Source organism: Oceanobacillus sp. FSL H7-0719, from assembly GCF_045040795.1.
GTDB lineage: Bacteria > Bacillota > Bacilli > Bacillales > Amphibacillaceae > Oceanobacillus.
On record NZ_CP150301.1, the window covers coordinates 3,039,778 to 3,058,437 of the forward strand.

Sequence of the window (18,660 nt, forward strand, 5' to 3'; positions counted from 1 at the left end):
TCATCTCTTTTTAATGGGCTTTTTTAGTTGCCTGTCTTTGTACCGTTTTTATAAATAATAAATAAGCGACTGGTAATAGACCAGCCAGCAAGACAATTGCATTCCAGCCTGCGATATTCCAGAGTGGACCGACCGCAGAGCTTCCGAGAGTCACCCCGACATAATAGGCTACTAGATAAAGACTTGCCGCACTGCCTTTATGATGTGTTGCCTGCTCTGTTACTGTAGTAGCTGTTAAAGAATGTGCAGTGAAAAAACCTAGACAGGAAACACACAGACCGATAATGATTAAAGGTAAAGAAGGTCGTATTGTCATTAAAATTCCGATGGATAAGATAATTATTCCAGTGATGCGCACGACCCGCAGTCCCAGATTGCCAGCGAGCCATCCGGCAAACGGTGCACCAATAACACCAAAACCATAAGCAAAAAAGGTATAGGATATGGCTTTTACAGAAAGTGAAAAAGGTTCCGCTTCCAAGTGAAATGGCAAATACGTCCATATTGATGTAAACGAGAGCTGCAGAACCACTCCCATCCCAATAATTGTAAGCATCATTGGGCTTTTAAGGTGAAAGACCATGCCTTCAAGATCCTTGCGAAAAGGAAGATTACTCGTTTTAAAGAATCGCGACTTTGGCAGAAAAATAAATACAAGTGCTGCAATAATAAGCCCTGCGACAGTAAATGTGTAAAATACTGTCTTCCAGGAGTAAGCATCAGTCAAATAACCTGCGACAACTCTTCCAACCATGCCCCCGAGTGCATTACTTGCGATATATAATGCTGTTGCAATTCCGACACTCGAACGGTCAATTTCTTCATTCAAATAGGCGAGAGATGCTGCTGGTAAACCTGCGAGTAAAAAACCTTGTATAAATCGAAGCATTACAATCATATAAAAAGAATCCAAAATTGGTATGAGCAGAAAGGGAATGACTGAAGCAGCCAATGTATATTTAATGAGTGATACTCTGCCAATACGATCAGAAAAGAACCCAAGGATAATTAAACCGATAATTAAGCCAATAATTGTAAATGACAAAGTCAGGGTCGCTTCGGATACAGAAACATGGAATTCCCTTACAAAGAGCGGCAGGAGCGGCTGAACAACATAAAGACTAGCAAAGACAAAGAAAGATGCTAGTGCCAAGCAGAATGAAATCTTCCAAAAATAGTAATCCTTCATTGTGTACTTCTTACTATCCATCATCAGACACTTCCTATATAAATTGTGTTGAATACACTATAGCACGATAATCAAAAGTTCGTTATAGGAAGTAACTGATAATTAGCGTAAAGGATTGCTAATAGCCAATTCTCGACCAGTCAAATAAAATACCAGGATCACTTTTTCGATCTGGAGCATATTCGTCATGTCCAACAACGTACTCTCTATTTCTTTCGATTTCAGGATATTGTTCATGAAGCATATCCAGTAAACGCTCTACTGCAGCATATTGTGCATCCGTATATCCGATCAGAGAAGGATCAAGTGAATCATATGTAGCTTCGTCTATAAATTCGTTCATTTCTTCTTTTGAACCAATCGCAAGCAACTCAATGCCAATCGAATAATCATTTAAATTATCTTCGTACGCTGGAAAGTCCTGCAGACTTCCCGTGCCTGCATGGAAGGCGACGCGATTCTCTGCAACAAGCCTGTAAATAACTCCCTCTCGATCAATTGCATAATGAGCGGAAACACCATAATCTTCAAAAATAGTATAAATATCCTCCATAAGATAAGGATCCTTAGGATTTTCCGCTACATTACTAGTAAAATGCAGCATAACATGACTAATTGGTGTAAGACGTTTCTTTGAATTCTCCAAAGGGAGCAGGTAATCTTGCACTGCTATATCCACTGCTTGCACGTTTTCATTTTTTGCCTGTTCTTTTTCGTAATCTCCAGCAGCTTCTTTTTCCTGTTTATTAAAATCGTAAAAAATAAAAAAGACAATCACTGCACTGGCTAAAATTCCTGTTATCATAACCTTTATGTATGTTTTCAAATCATTTAACCCCTTTATAAACAGAGAAGCAAAGTATATCTCACTCTGAATTTATGTAACTAAAATTAGGTTCTTTTACCTAGGCTAAAGTATAGCATAACTTTGTCAGAAATTAGCGGAATTCTTTCCTGTTTAGCCGCCTATTTATTAAAAATGATTGACCAATTTCTCCTTTTTGCTATAAAATATAATGTACTCTTCGCTAAGAGTAATATAGAAGGAAGGAGCATGAAGGTTTAAAATTAAAATAAAGCGCCAGAGCTATTGCCCGAACGGAAGAGGAATAGCTGACGAGGTGGGGGTTTATCGAGTTTTTTCGGCGGATACCTCCCGGTTGTGCATCTCAGTCGTATGTTTTTCCATAAAACAATGGGGCGACCCGTTGGACAGAGGGAAATGCAAGATGCAAAGAAAAATTTACGGGAAAGGGGCATGCATGGCGCCCCTTGATTAAAAGTGGCCGTTTTGCCTGCCCCCTCTTAGGAGGAAAATAACATGTGCGGAATTGTAGGCTATATTGGACAAAACGATGCAAAAGGAATCTTGCTGAATGGCTTAGCAAGATTGGAATACAGAGGATATGATTCAGCAGGAATCGCTTTATTGAACCAAGACGGGATTCAAATGACGAAGGTGAAGGGAAGAGTGGCTGTATTAGAAGAAAAGGCGGACGAAGGAATATCTGGCTCTCTTGGAATTGGTCATACCCGCTGGGCGACACATGGGGTGCCAAGTATTATTAACGCTCACCCGCACCAAAGCGGCACAGGCCGATTCATCATTGTTCATAATGGTGTAATTGAAAACTATGAAGCATTGAAACGAGAATATCTCAAGGATGTTTCCTTGATTAGCGATACAGATACAGAGATTATTGTTCAGCTTATGGAAAAGCTTTTTGAAAGGTTTCAGGATACGCGGACAGCATTTTGTGAAACAATGAAGCTGTTAAAGGGTTCTTATGCGATTGCGATGATTGATGCAGAAGACAGGAATACCCTATATGTTTCTAAAAACAAAAGTCCGTTATTGATTGGAATTGGCGAAGGCTTCCACGTAGTAGCAAGTGACGCGATGGCCACCTTAAAGGAAACGAATCGTTATTTGGAAATTCACGATGAAGAAGTTGTTTTGCTTACTAGTGATACAGTTACCATTCAAACTCTAACAGGCGAAGAGCTTGAAAGAGAATCCTATACAGTAGAGCTTGATCTATCCGATATTGAAAAAGGCACCTATTCGCATTATATGCTGAAGGAAATTGATGAACAGCCATTTGTATTGCGGAGAATTATTGAGGAATATCAAGATGAAAATAATGGGATTTCAATCGACCCAGCCATTCGAATTGCGATGCAGCAAGCGGACCGAATTTATATTATTGCTGCAGGCACAAGTTATCATGCTGGATTGGTTGGCAAAGGATTTATTGAAAAATTAGCAGGTATTCCTGTGGAAGTGCATATTGCAAGTGAATTTAATTATAATATGCCAATTCTATCAGATAGTCCTTTATTTATTTTCATTTCCCAAAGCGGAGAAACTGCGGACAGCCGTGCTGTACTGGTTCAGATTAAAAAAATGGGCTTCCCGGCATTAACCATTACAAATGTAGCGGGCTCAACCCTTTCTCGTGAAGCAGATTATACGTTACATCTCCATGCAGGACCAGAGATTGCGGTAGCCTCTACAAAGGCATATACAGCACAGCTCGCAGTCCTTGTATTATTAGCTGTAGACACAGCGGAGACGAAAGAAGTTACGCTCGACTTTGACCCGATCAGGGAGCTGGCAATCGCAGCAAATGCAATCGAAGTACTGACTGATCAAAAAGAAACAATAGAAAACCTTGCACGTGATTATCTGACAACAACGCCAAATGCTTTCTTTATCGGCAGAAGCGCGGATTATTATGTTGCGATGGAAGGTGCTTTGAAGCTGAAAGAAATCTCTTATATTCAAGCAGAGGGCTTGGCAGGTGGTGAACTCAAGCATGGAACGATTGCGCTGATTGAGGAAGGCACACCGGTTATAGCACTTGCAACCCAAGTCTATGTAAATTACTCCATTCGCGGCAATGTTCAAGAAGTAGCAGCACGTGGGGCAAATACGCTGATAATCAGTATGGATGGATTGAATGAGGAGAACGATGCGCTTGTTCTTCCAGAGATTCATGAGCTGCTCGCACCACTGGTTAGTGTCATCCCGCTTCAGCTGTTGGCTTACTATGCTGCGCTCCATCGTGATTGTGATGTGGATAAACCTAGGAATCTTGCGAAGAGTGTGACGGTGGAGTAGGGGATTGAGGGGGACTTTGATGTTGTTATCTCCCTGTAACTCCCTCGGTTCCCACGTAACTTTGTTCTTCCCTGATGGAACTTAGTTGGTTTCCGAGTCGGAAGAGAACGGAGAAAAGAACGGGAGAAACACTATGTACTCAGGTAATTTTTCAATCATTATTCAATCGGTTTTTACCAATACAAAATCAATACAAATTCAGGCTGGATCAATAACGATCCAGTCCTTTTCTTTATGTCCAATATCCCTTCAATCCCTTGCCAATAGTGGCTTTGGGATGTGTCCAATACCTTTCCAGTTGTTAACCCAACTACATCAATCCGAAGGATTTTAAGTCAACTTCCATGTCTTTCTCAATCATTTTCCAATAGCATTTCATCACTTTTTCCAGTCTTTTCTCTTAATTCTTCATTCTGTTCTGGGAAGAACTTAGTTACGATGTCCGAATATTCTATACAACCCAGAAGGAGAAAAAGAGGGGGAAATCGAGTGATTTGGGGAAGAACTAAGTTCCATTGCCTCGAGGGAGAGGAGAGGAGGTGGTGCCTTGGGGGAGAAGTGATGGGGGGGGGATTTGGGTTGGGAAGGAGGGAGTTACAGGTATATATAGTAGATGAAAGAAAAGGATAGAATCAAGATAATATAGGGGGATAGTGGTTAAGCAGGAAAAAATAGATATTGTAATTGGTGTTATATGGTAAAATAAACATAGTCAAAAAGGATGAGGCTATTATGTGTTATCAAAGATATCTATAATAGATCAAAAAATTGTTGCTATTATAGATGTTAGTAAATAGATGTTAAGTTGCCAAAAATAGGAATATACTTTTGTTGCTAAGATATATTGTTTTTGATTTACTTTTGGAGGGTTTTTGAAGAAAAGTATTTAGGGGGAATATATGTGCCTGATTTGAGACGCTTTATGAAAATAGGAGGAGAGAAGTTTGAAGTATTTAGAAATGATGAAAGGATATCAGAGGTAGAGGGATTGCCGAACCACGAGGAGGCTACTAAAAAAGCATATGTAGGATTTTATCCAACAACAGATATTAAACCTGGAGATTGGATAAGGGGAAAAACTTCAAATAATTATTTTTTTATTGAAGATATAAAAACTCATATAGTGCATGGAAAAGCATTACAGCAAAAAGGGTATTACTTAACTGAAATTGAATATAAAAAGATAAAAGAAGAAGAAAAAAAAGTAACAATCATCTACAACTTAAACGGTGCGAACTCGAGAGTAAATAACAATTCAAATGATCACTCAATTAATGTTGTAAATATGTCACCGACTGATTTATTTGATGAAATCAGGAATGTTCTTAAAGAAGGTATTTCTGATGAAGCTGAGCTAAGATCTCTAAGGGAAATAGTTAATGAAATGGAAAATAGCCAAAATACCAATAGCTTTAACAAAACGTATACAAATTTTATTACTAGGGCGGCAAACCATATGACATTAATTTCCCCATTTATTCCAGCACTTTCGCAAATGGTTCAAGGTTAGTTATATATTAAATTAACTAAATATTGTAGAAATAAGAAAAAGAAAAGCGGAGAAAAATGAATTCATAAACGATCTTGTATACATAAATTGCTATACTTTAGACAAGTTACTGCAAACAATGTTTGGTATGGAACACAATTGAACTTATTGACTTTTACACAAGATTTAGGAATTTTTGTAAGATGGTAGTTATGAGAAGAAGTTCGGCCTGTTGATATGTTCCCGCAAATGAATCATATCGAGGCAGTGACTTAGTTGGAGAGGAAGTTGTCTAACTAAAATAAACAATCCGCAATTAAAATAAACATTTCCGATTCCGACCCCGTTTTCGTTAAAATAAACATTTCCGATTTCGGGGTCTGAACCAATAATTTCTCGGGTTTCTTTCAATAAGAACCCGGGATTTTTTATGCCTTATTCAATACAAATCAATATCTTTTCAATAGTTTTTTCATAAATAAATTAGGGATCTATCCCTTGTTAATACTGGGTTTGTCCAATATCCTATTCACGATTTATCTCAATAATAACCCTGTTCTGGTTCAATATGGTTCGATGTCTTCTTACGTCTTTTTTGTTCTCTTTCCTCCAATATTCTTCCTTCCATTATCGCAAAACTTTATTATAAAACCGAAAAAAAGGTGAAAAAACAGCCGGAAAAAGACCCGAAAAACGGTCATTTTTGATACGAAAAACCTTCAAAATGGGGGTTCCATAGCAAAACTTTATTTTAACTCGAACGGTGGAATGCGGGTTTGAGGGGTGGAATTTGAGGAAAGTTTATTTTTATAGTACAAAAATTGTAGATCAATAATAAACACTTGACTGTCAAAATAAACTCTTGCTAACTTCACCACCAATTCTGTCATAATAAACAATTGCTTTTTCAATAATAAATCCAATAATATCTCGGGTTTTCCTCAACAGGATCCCGAGTTTTTTCCTGCCTTTTCGATATCTTTTCGACCTTTATATTCTCAACACCCTACTAAATATGATCTCAATATTCCCTTTCCATAAATGTTTGTAGGTCAATTGTTATTTCTTGGTCCGATGTAGTACCTTGAACTATGATAAGCAAAGTAGTATAATTTGTATGAAAAGTAATACTTAATATACTCGGTTGTACAAATAAGAGATAAAATATATTTACAATGGGAAAGGTGGAATTATAATGGCACATCCGGAGGGGAAACATATTTTTGGTACGGTGAAGGTCGGTACTAAAGGACAAATTGTCATTCCAAAAGAAGCAAGAGATATATTTAATATTAAACCAGGTGACTCTTTACTAATGCTAGGTGATGAGAAACAAGGTATAGCACTAGTTAAACAAGAAGCGTTCTTTGAATTAGCAGATGCAATTTTGAATTCAAGACTTATAAAAGAATCGGATGAGGAATCGGAATGATATATGGCGTTATCATATTACTGCTGTTGTTAGCATTGATTGGATCTTATCTTTATAACAATAAGACTTATATTAAAAAACCATTAAAAGAAATGTACAATAATGGATTTACTGAAAAGCAAATACAATTAAAAAATGGTACTGTATTAAACTATGGTGAAGGACCAAGCAACGGAAAAACTCCATTATTATTAATTCACGGTCAGGGTATGACATGGGAAGATTATGCAAAAGTATTGCCTGATTTATCAAATCACTATCACGTTTATGCTGTAGATTGTCATGGTCATGGAGAATCCGATTGGGATCCTGAAAAATATTCAGCTAAGGCAATGGCAAAGGATTTTGCAGAATTTATCGAAGTTGAGATCGGTAATAAAGTAGTTTTATCAGGTCATTCGTCTGGTGGTATGATTGCAGTATGGATGGCAGCACATTATCCGGAACTTGTGCTAGGAACAGTGATTGAAGATTCACCTTTCTTTGCAACAGAATTGGATAGAAGAGAAAAGACATATGTGTGGGTATATGGATTTCAAATGTATGAAGATTTTAATAATCAACATGAAGTGAAGGATTATTTTTCTTATTCTTTAGAGCACAGTTACTGGAAGAAGTTATTTGGAAATTTTCTCTGGAATAAATTTTCGAAAGATGCTATCAGGTATCGTGAGAAACACCCAAATGAGCCAGTACATTTAGTGTATTTACCTCCACAAATTAATAGAATATTTGAATCTGAAACGTATACTTATGACCGTAAATTCGGAGAAACATTTTATGATCATTCATGGTTTGAAGATTACAATCAATCAGAAGTGTTATCAAAAATCAAAAGTCCTACTGTATTCATTAAAGCTAAAACATCTTATGATGGAGACTTATTAGTAGCAGCTTTATCAGATGAAGATGCAGATCGGGTTATTGAATTATTGGATAATGGTAAGAGAGTAGATGTTGATACACCTGGACATGATATTCACTACGACAAGCCAAAGGAATTTACGGGGATTTTGGTTAGTTTTTTAAAAGAATTGTAAAATTTAGGTGTACTAATCCCACCAGAACTTTTTATCTTATAAATCTTGTTATTTCTTTACTGTAATTTTCACATTTTTTTCATTGCTATATCCTTGGGTTAATAATGTAAAAAGGAAATGGCAGTAATAGATGAGGCAATGCAGCATGGAAAGCATACAACCTTTAACTTTTAAACGAGGGGAATTCAGATGAAAGAAAACAAATATGATGATGATATATTTTTTCAAAAATATAGTCAGATGAGTCGCTCACTACAGGGATTGGCTGGTGCAGGAGAATGGGAAACATTGAAAAAGCTGCTGCCGGATTTTAAAGATAAGCGTGTGCTTGATTTAGGATGTGGCTATGGATGGCACTGTATTTATGCGATGGAACACGGTGCTTCTTCTGTTGTAGGTGTTGATATTTCTCATAAAATGCTTGAAGTAGCAAAAGAAAAAACTCATTTTCCAGAAGTTGAATATGAATGCTGTGCCATAGAGGATGTGGATTTTCCAGAGTAGAGCTTTGATGTAATATTAAGTTCACTTGCGTTTCATTATATAGAAGACTATGAGGATTTGATTAATAACTTGTATAAAATGTTAAAACCAAATGGAACACTTATTTTTACGGTTGAACACCCTGTTTTTACTTCCTATGGAACACAAGACTGGTATTATAACGAAAAAGGAGAAATTCTGCATTTCCCAGTGGATAATTATTATTATGAGGGAAAACGGACAACTGTATTTTTGGGAGAAAAGGTTACAAAATATCATAGAACACTGACCACATATCTAAATACACTGCTTTCAAATGGTTTTATAATAAATCAGATTGTGGAGCCACAACCGCCAAAAAATATGATGAATATTCCAAGTATGAAGGATGAAATGCGACGCCCTATGATGTTGATTGTCTCGGCTAAAAAGAGAAAGTAATTTGTTCGCTCAATATAAAATTTAGTATAGGGGGATAAAGAAGCAAGATTTCTTTGTTGAAAAAGATACAAAAATGCCGGCTGCTTTAGTCATTTTTTTAGCTCGAGTTTTCCTAAATAGAATCCTAGTTTTTCATCCCTTTCCAATATCTTCTCTTATGTCCTAACTCATTCATATTACTGGGTTTATCCAATATCCCACTCAATATAATCTCAATAACAAATCAATACTCATTTTATTAATAATAATAAGGGTGGAAGTAGATAATCTAACGAGAATGAATTATCTACTTCCGAGTGTTTTTTATTTATTACAGAGTGTTTTTAAATGGTAACTGATTACTTCCTTCACCATTTCTGGAGTATACACATCTGGTCTTAACAAAGCATGAAATGACATCCCTTCAATCAATGCAGATAACCGACTTCTCTCTAAATCTACATTAACTGAATCCAATAATATTCCTTTTTGAGTTAATATCTCTAACATTGAATTTGCTAGGACATATGTACCATCAGTCAATTCGTCTTTCTTTTCTTTTAATGCATCACTCGTAAGAGAACGGAGTGCAAAAATCCACCAAACACTCGTTTCAATTTTCTTTTCTTCATCGATAGGCACAAGCTCTAGTAAAACTTCCACAACGGCCTTTAATGGATCTTCTGACCATTCTTTATGATCAGAACGCTTTTTTCCTGCATCAAAAAAGTAGTCCATAATAAACAAGAGCATTTCATCCTGAGTTGAGAAGTAATGTCTTAAAGCACCAGAAGACATACCGGCTTCTGCTGCAACCCTCCGTATAGATGCTTTTTCAATTCCATCGTTTATAATTATCTTCCACGCAGCTTCAGCAATTAATTTTCTTTTTTGCTCATGATTAACTAATTTGGGCAAAGAAAACCACTTCCTTTTTTTAATACAGTGTGTTATTATTTTTTTAGCACATTGTATTATTTTAATGGTATCACATTTTATAAAGGGGGACTAATTATTTGATTGAAATCATTGAGACAATGATGCCTTCCTCATCAATAGATATATCCGTAGCCCTACTTATTATTTCCATTTGTGCCTTAGTTGATATATTAAGTCCTGGTGTGCTAGCTATTACGGGCTATTTATTACTTACACAACCTAATCAGCTATCTTCTCGTCTATTTGTATTTTTGCTTGTTATTCAGTTAGGTTATTTCATTATAGGTTTATTACTGTACTTTGGTGGAGATACACTATTGGAGTTGATTGAACAGTTATCTGAATTTGACTTTATCAATTGGTTCTATACTGTTACGGGAACACTTCTTGTTTTAGTTAGCTTCATAAAACCAAAAGAAAGCACAATAGAACGTCTTACGTCATGGATTCCAAGACAGACAACAATAAAGGGAATAATTATTTTGGGTATTATTGTGTTTCTTATTGAATTTGTGACGGCATTGCCTTATTTCTATTCGATTTTTTTATTAAATCATCTGTCAATTAATTCTTTTTCTTCTATATTTGTAATAATTGGGTACAATTTTGTAATGGTGTTACCTTCCTTATTATTGTTAGGAATTAGTATTGTGTTTAAAGATAAACTGCAGCACTTTCTGAGAAATATAAAAACAAAATTAAATGAAGCACCGATTTCTTCAGTTTTAGTAGCAATAGGTGTAGTAGGTGCAGTATTTTTTAATATTGGTATTAGAGGTATCTTAAATTAAAAAAAATGAACGAGGTGTTTAATATGAAAGAAATTATTAGTGGAATTAGTTTACTTTTCCTAATTCAGGGAGTAGGAGGTTTGATAAATCATTTGACAAATGGCGGAAAAAGTTGGTTTTTGGTGAATTATATTGATATGTTTCAAGGTTGGGAAATTGCGATAGATATTTTATTGATTGTTATTGGAGGGGCTATTGGTTTATTTTCTATGAAAAAATCTAGTTCATCTAGAAATGGTAAATAAAGATTAAGATGCTCTCTTCACAGCTTATCATATAATACACGTCCGACCTTAATGCTTATATCCTATAGTTTTTTTGATTGGAACAATTCTATTATTTCCAGCTGTTTTAATACTTGTACAGTTATTAGCAATAAAAACCACGTTTAGGTTTTTGGGTGGTTTATTAGTAATCGTTGTTCTATTTCTTTTTTAAAAACTTTTTCAATTATGAAGTGTGATGGGGTTTTAGCAGATTATAAAAATGATGGTACATTCTTTTAAAGGGAAAACATGGTGAGAAATACTTACCGAAGCTAGTCAATGATTGAATGAGACTCCAAGATAAACATTTTCGATTCTAACTCTACTTACGTTAAAAAATAGATCACTTGAGTTGTATAGGGATTATTTTCCTTTGACTTTTGACAAAAGATTAACTATACTAGTCACTGTATTTATAAACGGTAAGGGGGATTATTAAAAAATGACACATTCGATGAGACTACGTTTCCCAACTTTGAACCAGTAATTGAATACGTTCAAAGGCTCTGTTATGTGTTTGCAGAGTAATGAGATTAGTCTGTCCTTTTTTAATAATCTTTCATTTCATATTTGAAAAGTTATCTATTATCCCGATATGGGAGTGTTTTTAACCTATTTCACGATAGGTACTAACAGCATTCTCTATTCCGGATAATGATATGGAATGGTTAGAAAGGCGGAATGTTCTGCCTTTCTTTATTTTTTGTACAAATTAGCTTTACCTTCACTAAAGGTAGGTTTATTTGTGGATGGCTATTCATGGCTTCCTAATATAATATGGATAGGGCTTTTTCCCTTTACTTCAATCACAGGCAGATGCTTGTGATTTTTTATTTTGGAGGGAACATTAATGGAAAATAAAAATTGGAAAAGAAAATTTATTGCGATTTTTACTGGGCAGTTCTTTTCATTACTGAGTAGTGCTGCTGTTCAATTTAGTATTATTTGGTGGTTAACGGATACAACGGACGGTTCACCCCTAGTACTGACACTAGCAGGCCTCGCTGGGTTATTACCGCAAGCATTAGTTGGTCCGTTTGCAGGAACGATTACGGATCGTTACTCACGTAAATTGATGATGATTTTGGCAGACACGACTGTTGCACTTGGGAGTTTAACCTTATTTATTACGATGTACTTTTATGAACCAAGTATTTTGTTGGTGTTATTTGTTTTAGTTATTCGTTCACTTGCAACTGCATTTCATATGCCGGCAATGCAAGCATCCATACCTTTACTTGCACCTAAAGAGCATCTTACCAAGGTAGCAGGTTGGGGACAGACGATAAGTTCTATTTCAAATATTGCAGGGCCTGCAGTTGGGATGTCTATGCTTGCAGTTAGTTCACTTGAATGGGTATTGATGTTAGATGTTCTTGGTGCTGTGATGGCAAGTAGTATTTTATTGTTCATTCACATTCCAAGAGTATCGAGAAAAGAAGGAGAGGTTTCTATCAGTATTATTACTGAAATGAAAGAAGGATATTATGCGATAGTAAAGCATCCTGTTGTTTTGAAGCTAACTATGACAATGACCATCGTCGCTATGCTTTATATTCCACTAGGTACCTACTTTCCACTTATGACACGGAATCATTTCGAAAGAGGTGTTGTAGAAGCAGGTATAGTGGAGGTGATTTTTGCCATTGGATTAATTGTTGGGGGGGCACTACTAGGTTTACTAGGTGATCGCTTCGATAAAATAAAAACAATGGCTGTAGGAATGCTGTTGATGGGGATTGCACTATTCATATCTGGTATCGTCCCGCCTTCATTGTTCATTGCATTTATTGTGATGGCTGGTTTGGTTGGTTTGTCTGGACCATTGTTTTCAGCACCATTCTATGCCCTTATTCAAACAGAAATACAACCTCATCTCTTGGGGAGAGTTTTTAGCTTTGTGACAAGTATTTCGTTATTGGCGACACCGATTGGTTATGCGGTAGCTGGAGTTTTGATTGAACTAACAAGTGTTGCCTCATTATTTTCTATAATCGGTATTTTGATTGTCATAAATGCATTTATAACAAGGAAAGCAAAATAGGAGGAGATATTCATGCAGTTTTTATTGTTTTTTTGATACGAGCTTGAACTTGAGATAAAAGCAAAAAGCTCGTATCGGTCCTAGCTATCGGTACGAAATGAATCATTTTCGGGAGGTAGCAATTATGGAAAAAGTATGCTTTGAAATAGAAAGTATAGAATTGAATTATTTAGATAAAACAGTATTAGAGATAGAGCGACTAGCCGTACATCAGTTTGATCGTATCGGAATTGTTGGGAAAAATGGTGCAGGAAAGAGCACATTGTTAAAGTTGCTTGCAGGGATCGTACATCCGTCAAGTGGCTCCGTCAAACGTCACGTAGATTTTGCTTATTTTGACCAATTAACAACACCTGAAGAATCAGAGATTGATTACGATTTAAAAGGAAAATTGGCGATTCCAGAAACTGAAATTAGTAACTTTAGTGGTGGTGAACAAACGAGACTCAAACTTGCACAAATCTTCTCCAGCTATCATGAAGCTAGATTAATTGATGAACCTACCACGCATCTTGATTCAGAAGGTACGCAGTTTTTTATCGAAGAATTGATGTACTATTATGGTGCACTCGTACTTGTAAGTCATGATCGGTATGTGTTAGATCAACTGGTGACAAAGATCTGGGAAGTGGAAGATGGGAAAGTAACGGAATATACAGGGAATTACACTGAATATATCCGTCAGAAAGAGCTAGAGAAGAAACAACTATTAGAACAGCACGAAAAATATGTAAAAGAAAAAACACGTCTTATGAAAGCTGCTGAAGAAAAAATGAAAAAGGCAGAAAAAGTAACACAAGGAGATAAGAGAGTAACCAAAGTAAAAGGAAATCGAACGTTTGAAACGAAGTCAAAAGGAACGAGTCAAAAATCGATGCAACGTGTAGCAAAAGCAATCGAACAGAGAGTGGAACAACTAGAAGCGGTAGAAGCTCCTAAAGAGGAGCAAATCATTCGTTTTCATCAGTCAAAAGCTCTAGAGTTACACAATAAGTTTCCGATCATGGGGGAGAGCTTAACGCTTAAAGCAGGGGGAAAAACACTTCTCAGAGATGTGAAATTTCAATTTCCTTTAGGAAAGACGATTGCTATAACAGGAAAAAATGGCTCAGGAAAAACAACGTTGCTTCATTATATATTAAGACATGGGGAAGGGATAACGAGCTCGCCAAAAGCTGTCATAGGAACGTATCAACAAATGGATTATCAATTCTCAAAAGAAGAAACGGTATTGGAATTTATTAAAAATCGAAGTGATTACAATGAAAGCAAAATCCGTGCTGTACTTCACGCCATGAATTTTACTAGTAATGATATAAAAAAGAATGTCCAGGATCTAAGTGGTGGAGAGGCAACTCGTTTAGTATTGTGTCAGCTATTTTTAGGAAGGTATAATGTATTGTTTTTAGATGAACCGACAAACTTTTTGGATGTTTTTTGTATGGAGGCATTAAAACGATTTTTGAATGGATATGAAGGTACAGTTCTTCTAGTATCACATGATCGGACCTTTGTTAAGTCAGTGGCTGATTCTGTATATGTTATCGAAGAGCAAAAATTAATATTGAAAAGCTAATATAAATGTAGAGAAAGTATAAAAAGAGTTGGTGAACAAGAAAGTTAATAACAATAATATAGATTTGATACTAAAAGTTGTTATTTGTATAAATAATGAAAGGGAAATAAATTATGCGTATTTTTAGTGTTTTTGTAATAGACACAGTTCATTATCAACCAAACGAAAAATAAATGGTTATAATGAATTGTTAAAACGGAATTCATTATAACCTAAATAGGAGAGGTTATAATGAACAAGGTAAATATAAAGGATAGTCAAAATTTTATTACTTCAAAATATCATATTGAAAAAATAATGAAACAGATAGATCTAAACGAAAATGATAACATTTTTGAAATTGGTGCTGGTAAAGGGCATTTTACTATTGAATTAGTAAATCGGTGTAATTATGTGACAGCTATAGAAATTGATCCTAAATTATGTGGGGTAACTCAGGATAAACTTTTAAATTACGCTAACTATCAAATTGTAAATGATGATATCTTGAAATTTAATTTTCCTAAACATAAATCATATAAAATCTTTGGAAGTATACCTTACAACATAAGCACAAGTATAATTAGAAAAATTGTTTATGAAAGTACGGCTACAGTAAGTTATTTAATAGTGGAATATGGTTTTGCTAAAAGATTATTAAATACAAACAGATCACTAGCATTGCTCTTAATGGCAGAAGTAGATATTTCTATATTAGCAAAAATTCCTAGGCATTATTTTCATCCGAAACCTAAAGTGGATAGCTCATTAATTGTATTGAAAAGAAAGCCTATAAAAATGTCATATAAAGATAGAAAAAAATATAAATACTTTGTGTTGAAATGGGTTAACAAGGAGTACAAAAAACTGTTTACCAAAAATCAATTTCATAAAGCCATAAAACATGCGAATGTAAATGATTTAAAAAATGTAAGTTACGAACAGTTTTTATCCCTTTTCAAAATTTATAAATTATTCAATAGATAATTAGAAGTACAGGGATGAACAAAGATCGGCAGTGTGTGTTTATGGCAAATAAACGTGTGGAACTTTGCAAAGTAAATGCACGGTTCTGCACTAAACATTTTGGCTAATAAAAAGAAATTGCTCGCTTCCCGTGTAAACATCACTAAATCTTAACTATCTGCGATTATTAATCAAGTCATATTAAAACTGTTTTAATATGACTGATTAAGCCTAAGGTTATCATCATGTTAAAATGAGAAGAGATTAATAAGAAAGGAATGTTGTTTTATGATTAACAAGCTAAATGTTGAGATTGTAACAAACGGGGAGGTATATGCAAAGTAAATTCAAGCATTGAACCTTCCAAAGGCTTTAATCTAAACTTTAGGAGGATCTGAAATTGAATTGTGATATGAAAAATTTAGGACTTACTGAACAATTTATTCAGGAGTCTAAACAATATAAAGATTTATTTATCGGTCGAGTTTCATCACAAACCAAAAACGTATACAAGGTGATAACGGAAAACGGTGAGATTTTTTCTGAGATATCAGGGAAATTTCACTTTAATGTTAAAGGTTTATCTGAATTTCCAGCAGTCGGTGATTTTGTAATGATCGACAGGATAGATCATTCTCAAGGAAATGGGATTATTCATCATGTCTTAACACGGAAAAGTGTTTTTGCACGAAAAGTAGCAGGTTCAAAGGAAAATGTACAAGTTGTCGCTACAAATATTGATACCGTATTTATTTGTATGTCGCTAAATAATGATTTTAATCTACGAAGATTGGAACGTTATCTTTCTATTGCGTGGGATAGTGGTGCGATTCCTGTTGTTGTCCTAACCAAATCAGATCTATGCTCTGATGTAGATACCAAACTGAATGAAGTATCTTCTATAGCTATAAGTGTAGAAGTGCATGTAACAAGTGCTTCTGACGATGGATATCAATCATTGAAAAGATATCTTTCAAAAGGGCAGACAGTTGCATTCATTGGCTCATCCGGTGTTGGAAAATCAACGCTAATAAATCGAATTCTTGGTCAAAATTTTTTAGATATAAATGAAGTTAGAAGTGATGATAAAGGTAGGCATACTACTACAAGGCGTGAATTAATCATGCTGCCTGATTCTGGTGTTGTGATCGACACTCCAGGTATGCGTGAACTTGGAATAATTAGTGCAGATTTGTCAAAAACATTTGTCGATATTGAGGACTTAGTGGAAAAGTGTAAATTTAATGACTGTACGCATACGAATGAGCCAAAATGTGCCGTACAAAAGGCAATTCAGGCTGGGACCTTGTCAATTGAAAGGTTAGAAAGCTATCGAAAACTAGAAAAAGAAACAAAGTATGAAGGCTTAAATTCTAAAATGCTAGAAAAAGAAAAGCTAAATAATATGTTTAGTGAGATGGGCGGCATGAAGAATGCCAGGAAATTTTTAAATGAACAAAAGAGAAAAAAACGTAGATAAAATGAGGGGTTGAATCTAAAACTAGATTCAACCTTTTTGCTATTTTACATCTATTAGAACTAACACTATGTTATGAGTAGATTATATATGAAAGAGAGGAAATAATAGAGCTTGATTTCTTCCCTTTCTTTATATTAACTCTTAATCTTGTTGGGTTATCCAATATTCCACTCAACATTATTTCGATAAAAAGTCAAAATTCATCTACTATTTTATCTTTTACTTTATTATTTTCACTAATCTTTATTCCAACTCCCAAAATTTATTGATTTTGTAAACACGATGTATTGACTTCGTAAATACAAAGGATTATAATTAACTTATTCTATTAAGGAGGCATTATCTTAAAATGGATACGAATTTGAATTTACGTATATCGAAGGGACTAAAAGAGAGTTTCCAACAGATCGCAAAGGAAAATAATAAAGATGCTTCTTCGCTAGTGCGGGATTGGATTTCTAACTATGTAGCTGAACACCAGAAATCAGATGAAGATCTTGCTACTGAATTGTATAGGGCAGGCTATCAGTTGCAACAAGCACTTGGTGGAAGGGAAAAAGTTAGTAAACAGTTAGTAAAGGAATTGCAGGAAAGTGCTTTAACGAATCAGAAAGATTTTACACAGCAAATTTTAAACACCTACTTGGATTATGGTTTGACAATTCCATCAGTTGTTTCAAAAATTTACAATAATTATGCTTTCTCTCAAATGTTCTTGTTTGGCTTAATTGGAGATAAGCCCAAGGAGTAATCCGAAAATAAACAAGTTTTCTGTCCTAAAAGCTACTTAATTTAAAAAGTGCTGCCCAACTTTTCTAGTTGGGCAGCATCTTAATCTTCTTTCCTACCAGCTATGCCATAAAAGAACAGCTTGGTAAGATCCTCTGCTATTGGAAGTGTCATTATGGCAACATCTTCACGCTGCAAATATTCTTGAAACATCTTTAAATAGAATAAAATAGCTTCATCTGATATCTCAGAGTCAATATATCCTTGTTCTCTACCTTCATTAAAAAGTTTAATGAAGAGTGGAAGGGCTTCCTTTTGATATACTTCTTCAACATAACTCTGCCCACTTGCATAATCTTTCATAAAGTCTTGAAAAAATCGTTCGCTTATTTGATTAGCGGCAATACCTTTTTCAAATATAATCTTTTTAATCTTCTCATTAAATGGAAGGTCATTAACTAATAGATGTTTTTGTTCATCCCATATCTCATCAACATAAAACTTAAAAACTAAACGAACTAGATTATCTTTACTTTCAAAGTAATTATATATGGTGACTTGCGATACATTGGCCTTTTTAGCTATTTCTGTAATGGATACCTTTTGTATTCCATACTCCATAAATAAGGCTAATGCGGCTTCTAATATGTCTCTTTTCTTTTGCTCCCTACGTTTTTCAAACCCATCCATTTTCTTCACCTCATTGATAGTTT

Annotated in this window: 17 protein-coding genes and 1 pseudogene; 14 read left to right on the forward strand and 4 right to left on the reverse strand. The window is 35.0% G+C overall.

The annotated features are described in order from the left end of the window. Positions 1 to 10: 10 nt before the first annotated feature. Both NST93_RS15525 and NST93_RS15530 read right to left on the reverse strand, forming a co-directional pair. Entirely contained in the window at positions 11 to 1,210 is a 1,200-nt protein-coding gene (locus NST93_RS15525; RefSeq protein WP_405098575.1) for an MFS transporter, read from the reverse strand. A gap of 97 nt (positions 1,211 to 1,307) precedes the next feature. Then, the gene (locus NST93_RS15530; RefSeq protein WP_405098577.1) at positions 1,308 to 2,015 is read right to left on the reverse strand and encodes an N-acetylmuramoyl-L-alanine amidase; all 708 of its coding nucleotides are present in this window, start codon (positions 2,013 to 2,015) and stop codon (positions 1,308 to 1,310) included. 495 nt (positions 2,016 to 2,510) lie between these two features. On the opposite strand from NST93_RS15530, the gene glmS reads away from it, so the two are divergent. The 5 genes and pseudogenes from glmS to NST93_RS15555 all read left to right on the forward strand — a co-directional run bounded on the left by glmS (position 2,511) and on the right by NST93_RS15555 (position 9,198). Continuing rightward, on the forward strand, positions 2,511 to 4,313 hold the full coding sequence (gene glmS, locus NST93_RS15535) for a glutamine--fructose-6-phosphate transaminase (isomerizing) (protein WP_405098579.1): 1,803 nt from the start codon (positions 2,511 to 2,513) through the stop codon (positions 4,311 to 4,313). A gap of 850 nt (positions 4,314 to 5,163) precedes the next feature. Next, positions 5,164 to 5,823: a hypothetical protein gene (locus tag NST93_RS15540; protein ID WP_405098581.1), complete on the forward strand. Its 660-nt coding sequence runs from the start codon at positions 5,164 to 5,166 to the stop codon at positions 5,821 to 5,823. Between the two features lie 1,174 nt (positions 5,824 to 6,997). Beyond that, complete coding sequence (locus NST93_RS15545) at positions 6,998 to 7,234, forward strand: AbrB/MazE/SpoVT family DNA-binding domain-containing protein (protein WP_405098582.1); 237 nt, start codon at positions 6,998 to 7,000, stop codon at positions 7,232 to 7,234. Further along, positions 7,231 to 8,274 carry an alpha/beta fold hydrolase gene (locus tag NST93_RS15550; RefSeq protein ID WP_405098584.1) on the forward strand — a complete coding sequence of 348 codons (1,044 nt, stop codon included), beginning with the start codon at positions 7,231 to 7,233 and terminating at the stop codon, positions 8,272 to 8,274. The genes NST93_RS15545 and NST93_RS15550 overlap by 4 nt, the downstream gene beginning before the upstream one ends. Before the next feature lie 189 nt (positions 8,275 to 8,463). Beyond that, positions 8,464 to 9,198: pseudogene (locus NST93_RS15555) on the forward strand (class I SAM-dependent methyltransferase). Between the two features lie 303 nt (positions 9,199 to 9,501). Here the strand turns inward: NST93_RS15555 and NST93_RS15560 are convergent. Continuing rightward, a complete protein-coding gene (locus tag NST93_RS15560; protein WP_121448722.1) occupies positions 9,502 to 10,095 on the reverse strand; it encodes a TetR/AcrR family transcriptional regulator in 594 nt (197 codons plus the stop codon). A gap of 98 nt (positions 10,096 to 10,193) precedes the next feature. Between NST93_RS15560 and NST93_RS15565 the strand changes: the two genes are divergently transcribed. The 9 genes from NST93_RS15565 (at position 10,194) to NST93_RS15605 (ending at position 17,969) form a co-directional block, all read left to right on the forward strand. Beyond that, positions 10,194 to 10,907, forward strand: a complete 714-nt coding sequence (locus NST93_RS15565) for a GAP family protein (RefSeq protein WP_121448721.1) — start codon at positions 10,194 to 10,196, stop codon at positions 10,905 to 10,907. 23 nt (positions 10,908 to 10,930) lie between these two features. Continuing rightward, positions 10,931 to 11,152 carry a hypothetical protein gene (locus tag NST93_RS15570; protein WP_121203668.1) on the forward strand — a complete coding sequence of 74 codons (222 nt, stop codon included), beginning with the start codon at positions 10,931 to 10,933 and terminating at the stop codon, positions 11,150 to 11,152. Between the two features lie 463 nt (positions 11,153 to 11,615). Then, entirely contained in the window at positions 11,616 to 11,660 is a 45-nt protein-coding gene (locus NST93_RS15575) for an erythromycin resistance leader peptide (RefSeq protein WP_105980607.1), read from the forward strand. Between the two features lie 363 nt (positions 11,661 to 12,023). Further along, positions 12,024 to 13,217: an MFS transporter gene (locus NST93_RS15580; RefSeq protein ID WP_405098587.1), complete on the forward strand. Its 1,194-nt coding sequence runs from the start codon at positions 12,024 to 12,026 to the stop codon at positions 13,215 to 13,217. A 124-nt stretch (positions 13,218 to 13,341) separates the two neighbouring features. Beyond that, the gene (locus tag NST93_RS15585) at positions 13,342 to 14,793 is read left to right on the forward strand and encodes an Msr family ABC-F type ribosomal protection protein (RefSeq protein ID WP_121448719.1); all 1,452 of its coding nucleotides are present in this window, start codon (positions 13,342 to 13,344) and stop codon (positions 14,791 to 14,793) included. Positions 14,794 to 14,906: 113 nt separating this feature from the next. Next, a complete protein-coding gene (locus NST93_RS15590) occupies positions 14,907 to 14,966 on the forward strand; it encodes an erythromycin resistance leader peptide (protein ID WP_121448765.1) in 60 nt (19 codons plus the stop codon). Between the two features lie 58 nt (positions 14,967 to 15,024). Further along, on the forward strand, positions 15,025 to 15,759 hold the full coding sequence (gene erm / locus NST93_RS15595; RefSeq protein WP_121448718.1) for a 23S ribosomal RNA methyltransferase Erm: 735 nt from the start codon (positions 15,025 to 15,027) through the stop codon (positions 15,757 to 15,759). A 379-nt stretch (positions 15,760 to 16,138) separates the two neighbouring features. After that, positions 16,139 to 17,218 carry a ribosome small subunit-dependent GTPase A gene (gene rsgA, locus NST93_RS15600; RefSeq protein WP_405098590.1) on the forward strand — a complete coding sequence of 360 codons (1,080 nt, stop codon included), beginning with the start codon at positions 16,139 to 16,141 and terminating at the stop codon, positions 17,216 to 17,218. A gap of 349 nt (positions 17,219 to 17,567) precedes the next feature. Beyond that, the gene (locus NST93_RS15605; protein ID WP_057988726.1) at positions 17,568 to 17,969 is read left to right on the forward strand and encodes a hypothetical protein; all 402 of its coding nucleotides are present in this window, start codon (positions 17,568 to 17,570) and stop codon (positions 17,967 to 17,969) included. An 80-nt stretch (positions 17,970 to 18,049) separates the two neighbouring features. On the opposite strand, the gene NST93_RS15610 is transcribed toward NST93_RS15605, so the two are convergent. Further along, positions 18,050 to 18,637 carry a TetR/AcrR family transcriptional regulator gene (locus tag NST93_RS15610; protein WP_121448717.1) on the reverse strand — a complete coding sequence of 196 codons (588 nt, stop codon included), beginning with the start codon at positions 18,635 to 18,637 and terminating at the stop codon, positions 18,050 to 18,052. Positions 18,638 to 18,660 lie beyond the last annotated feature (23 nt).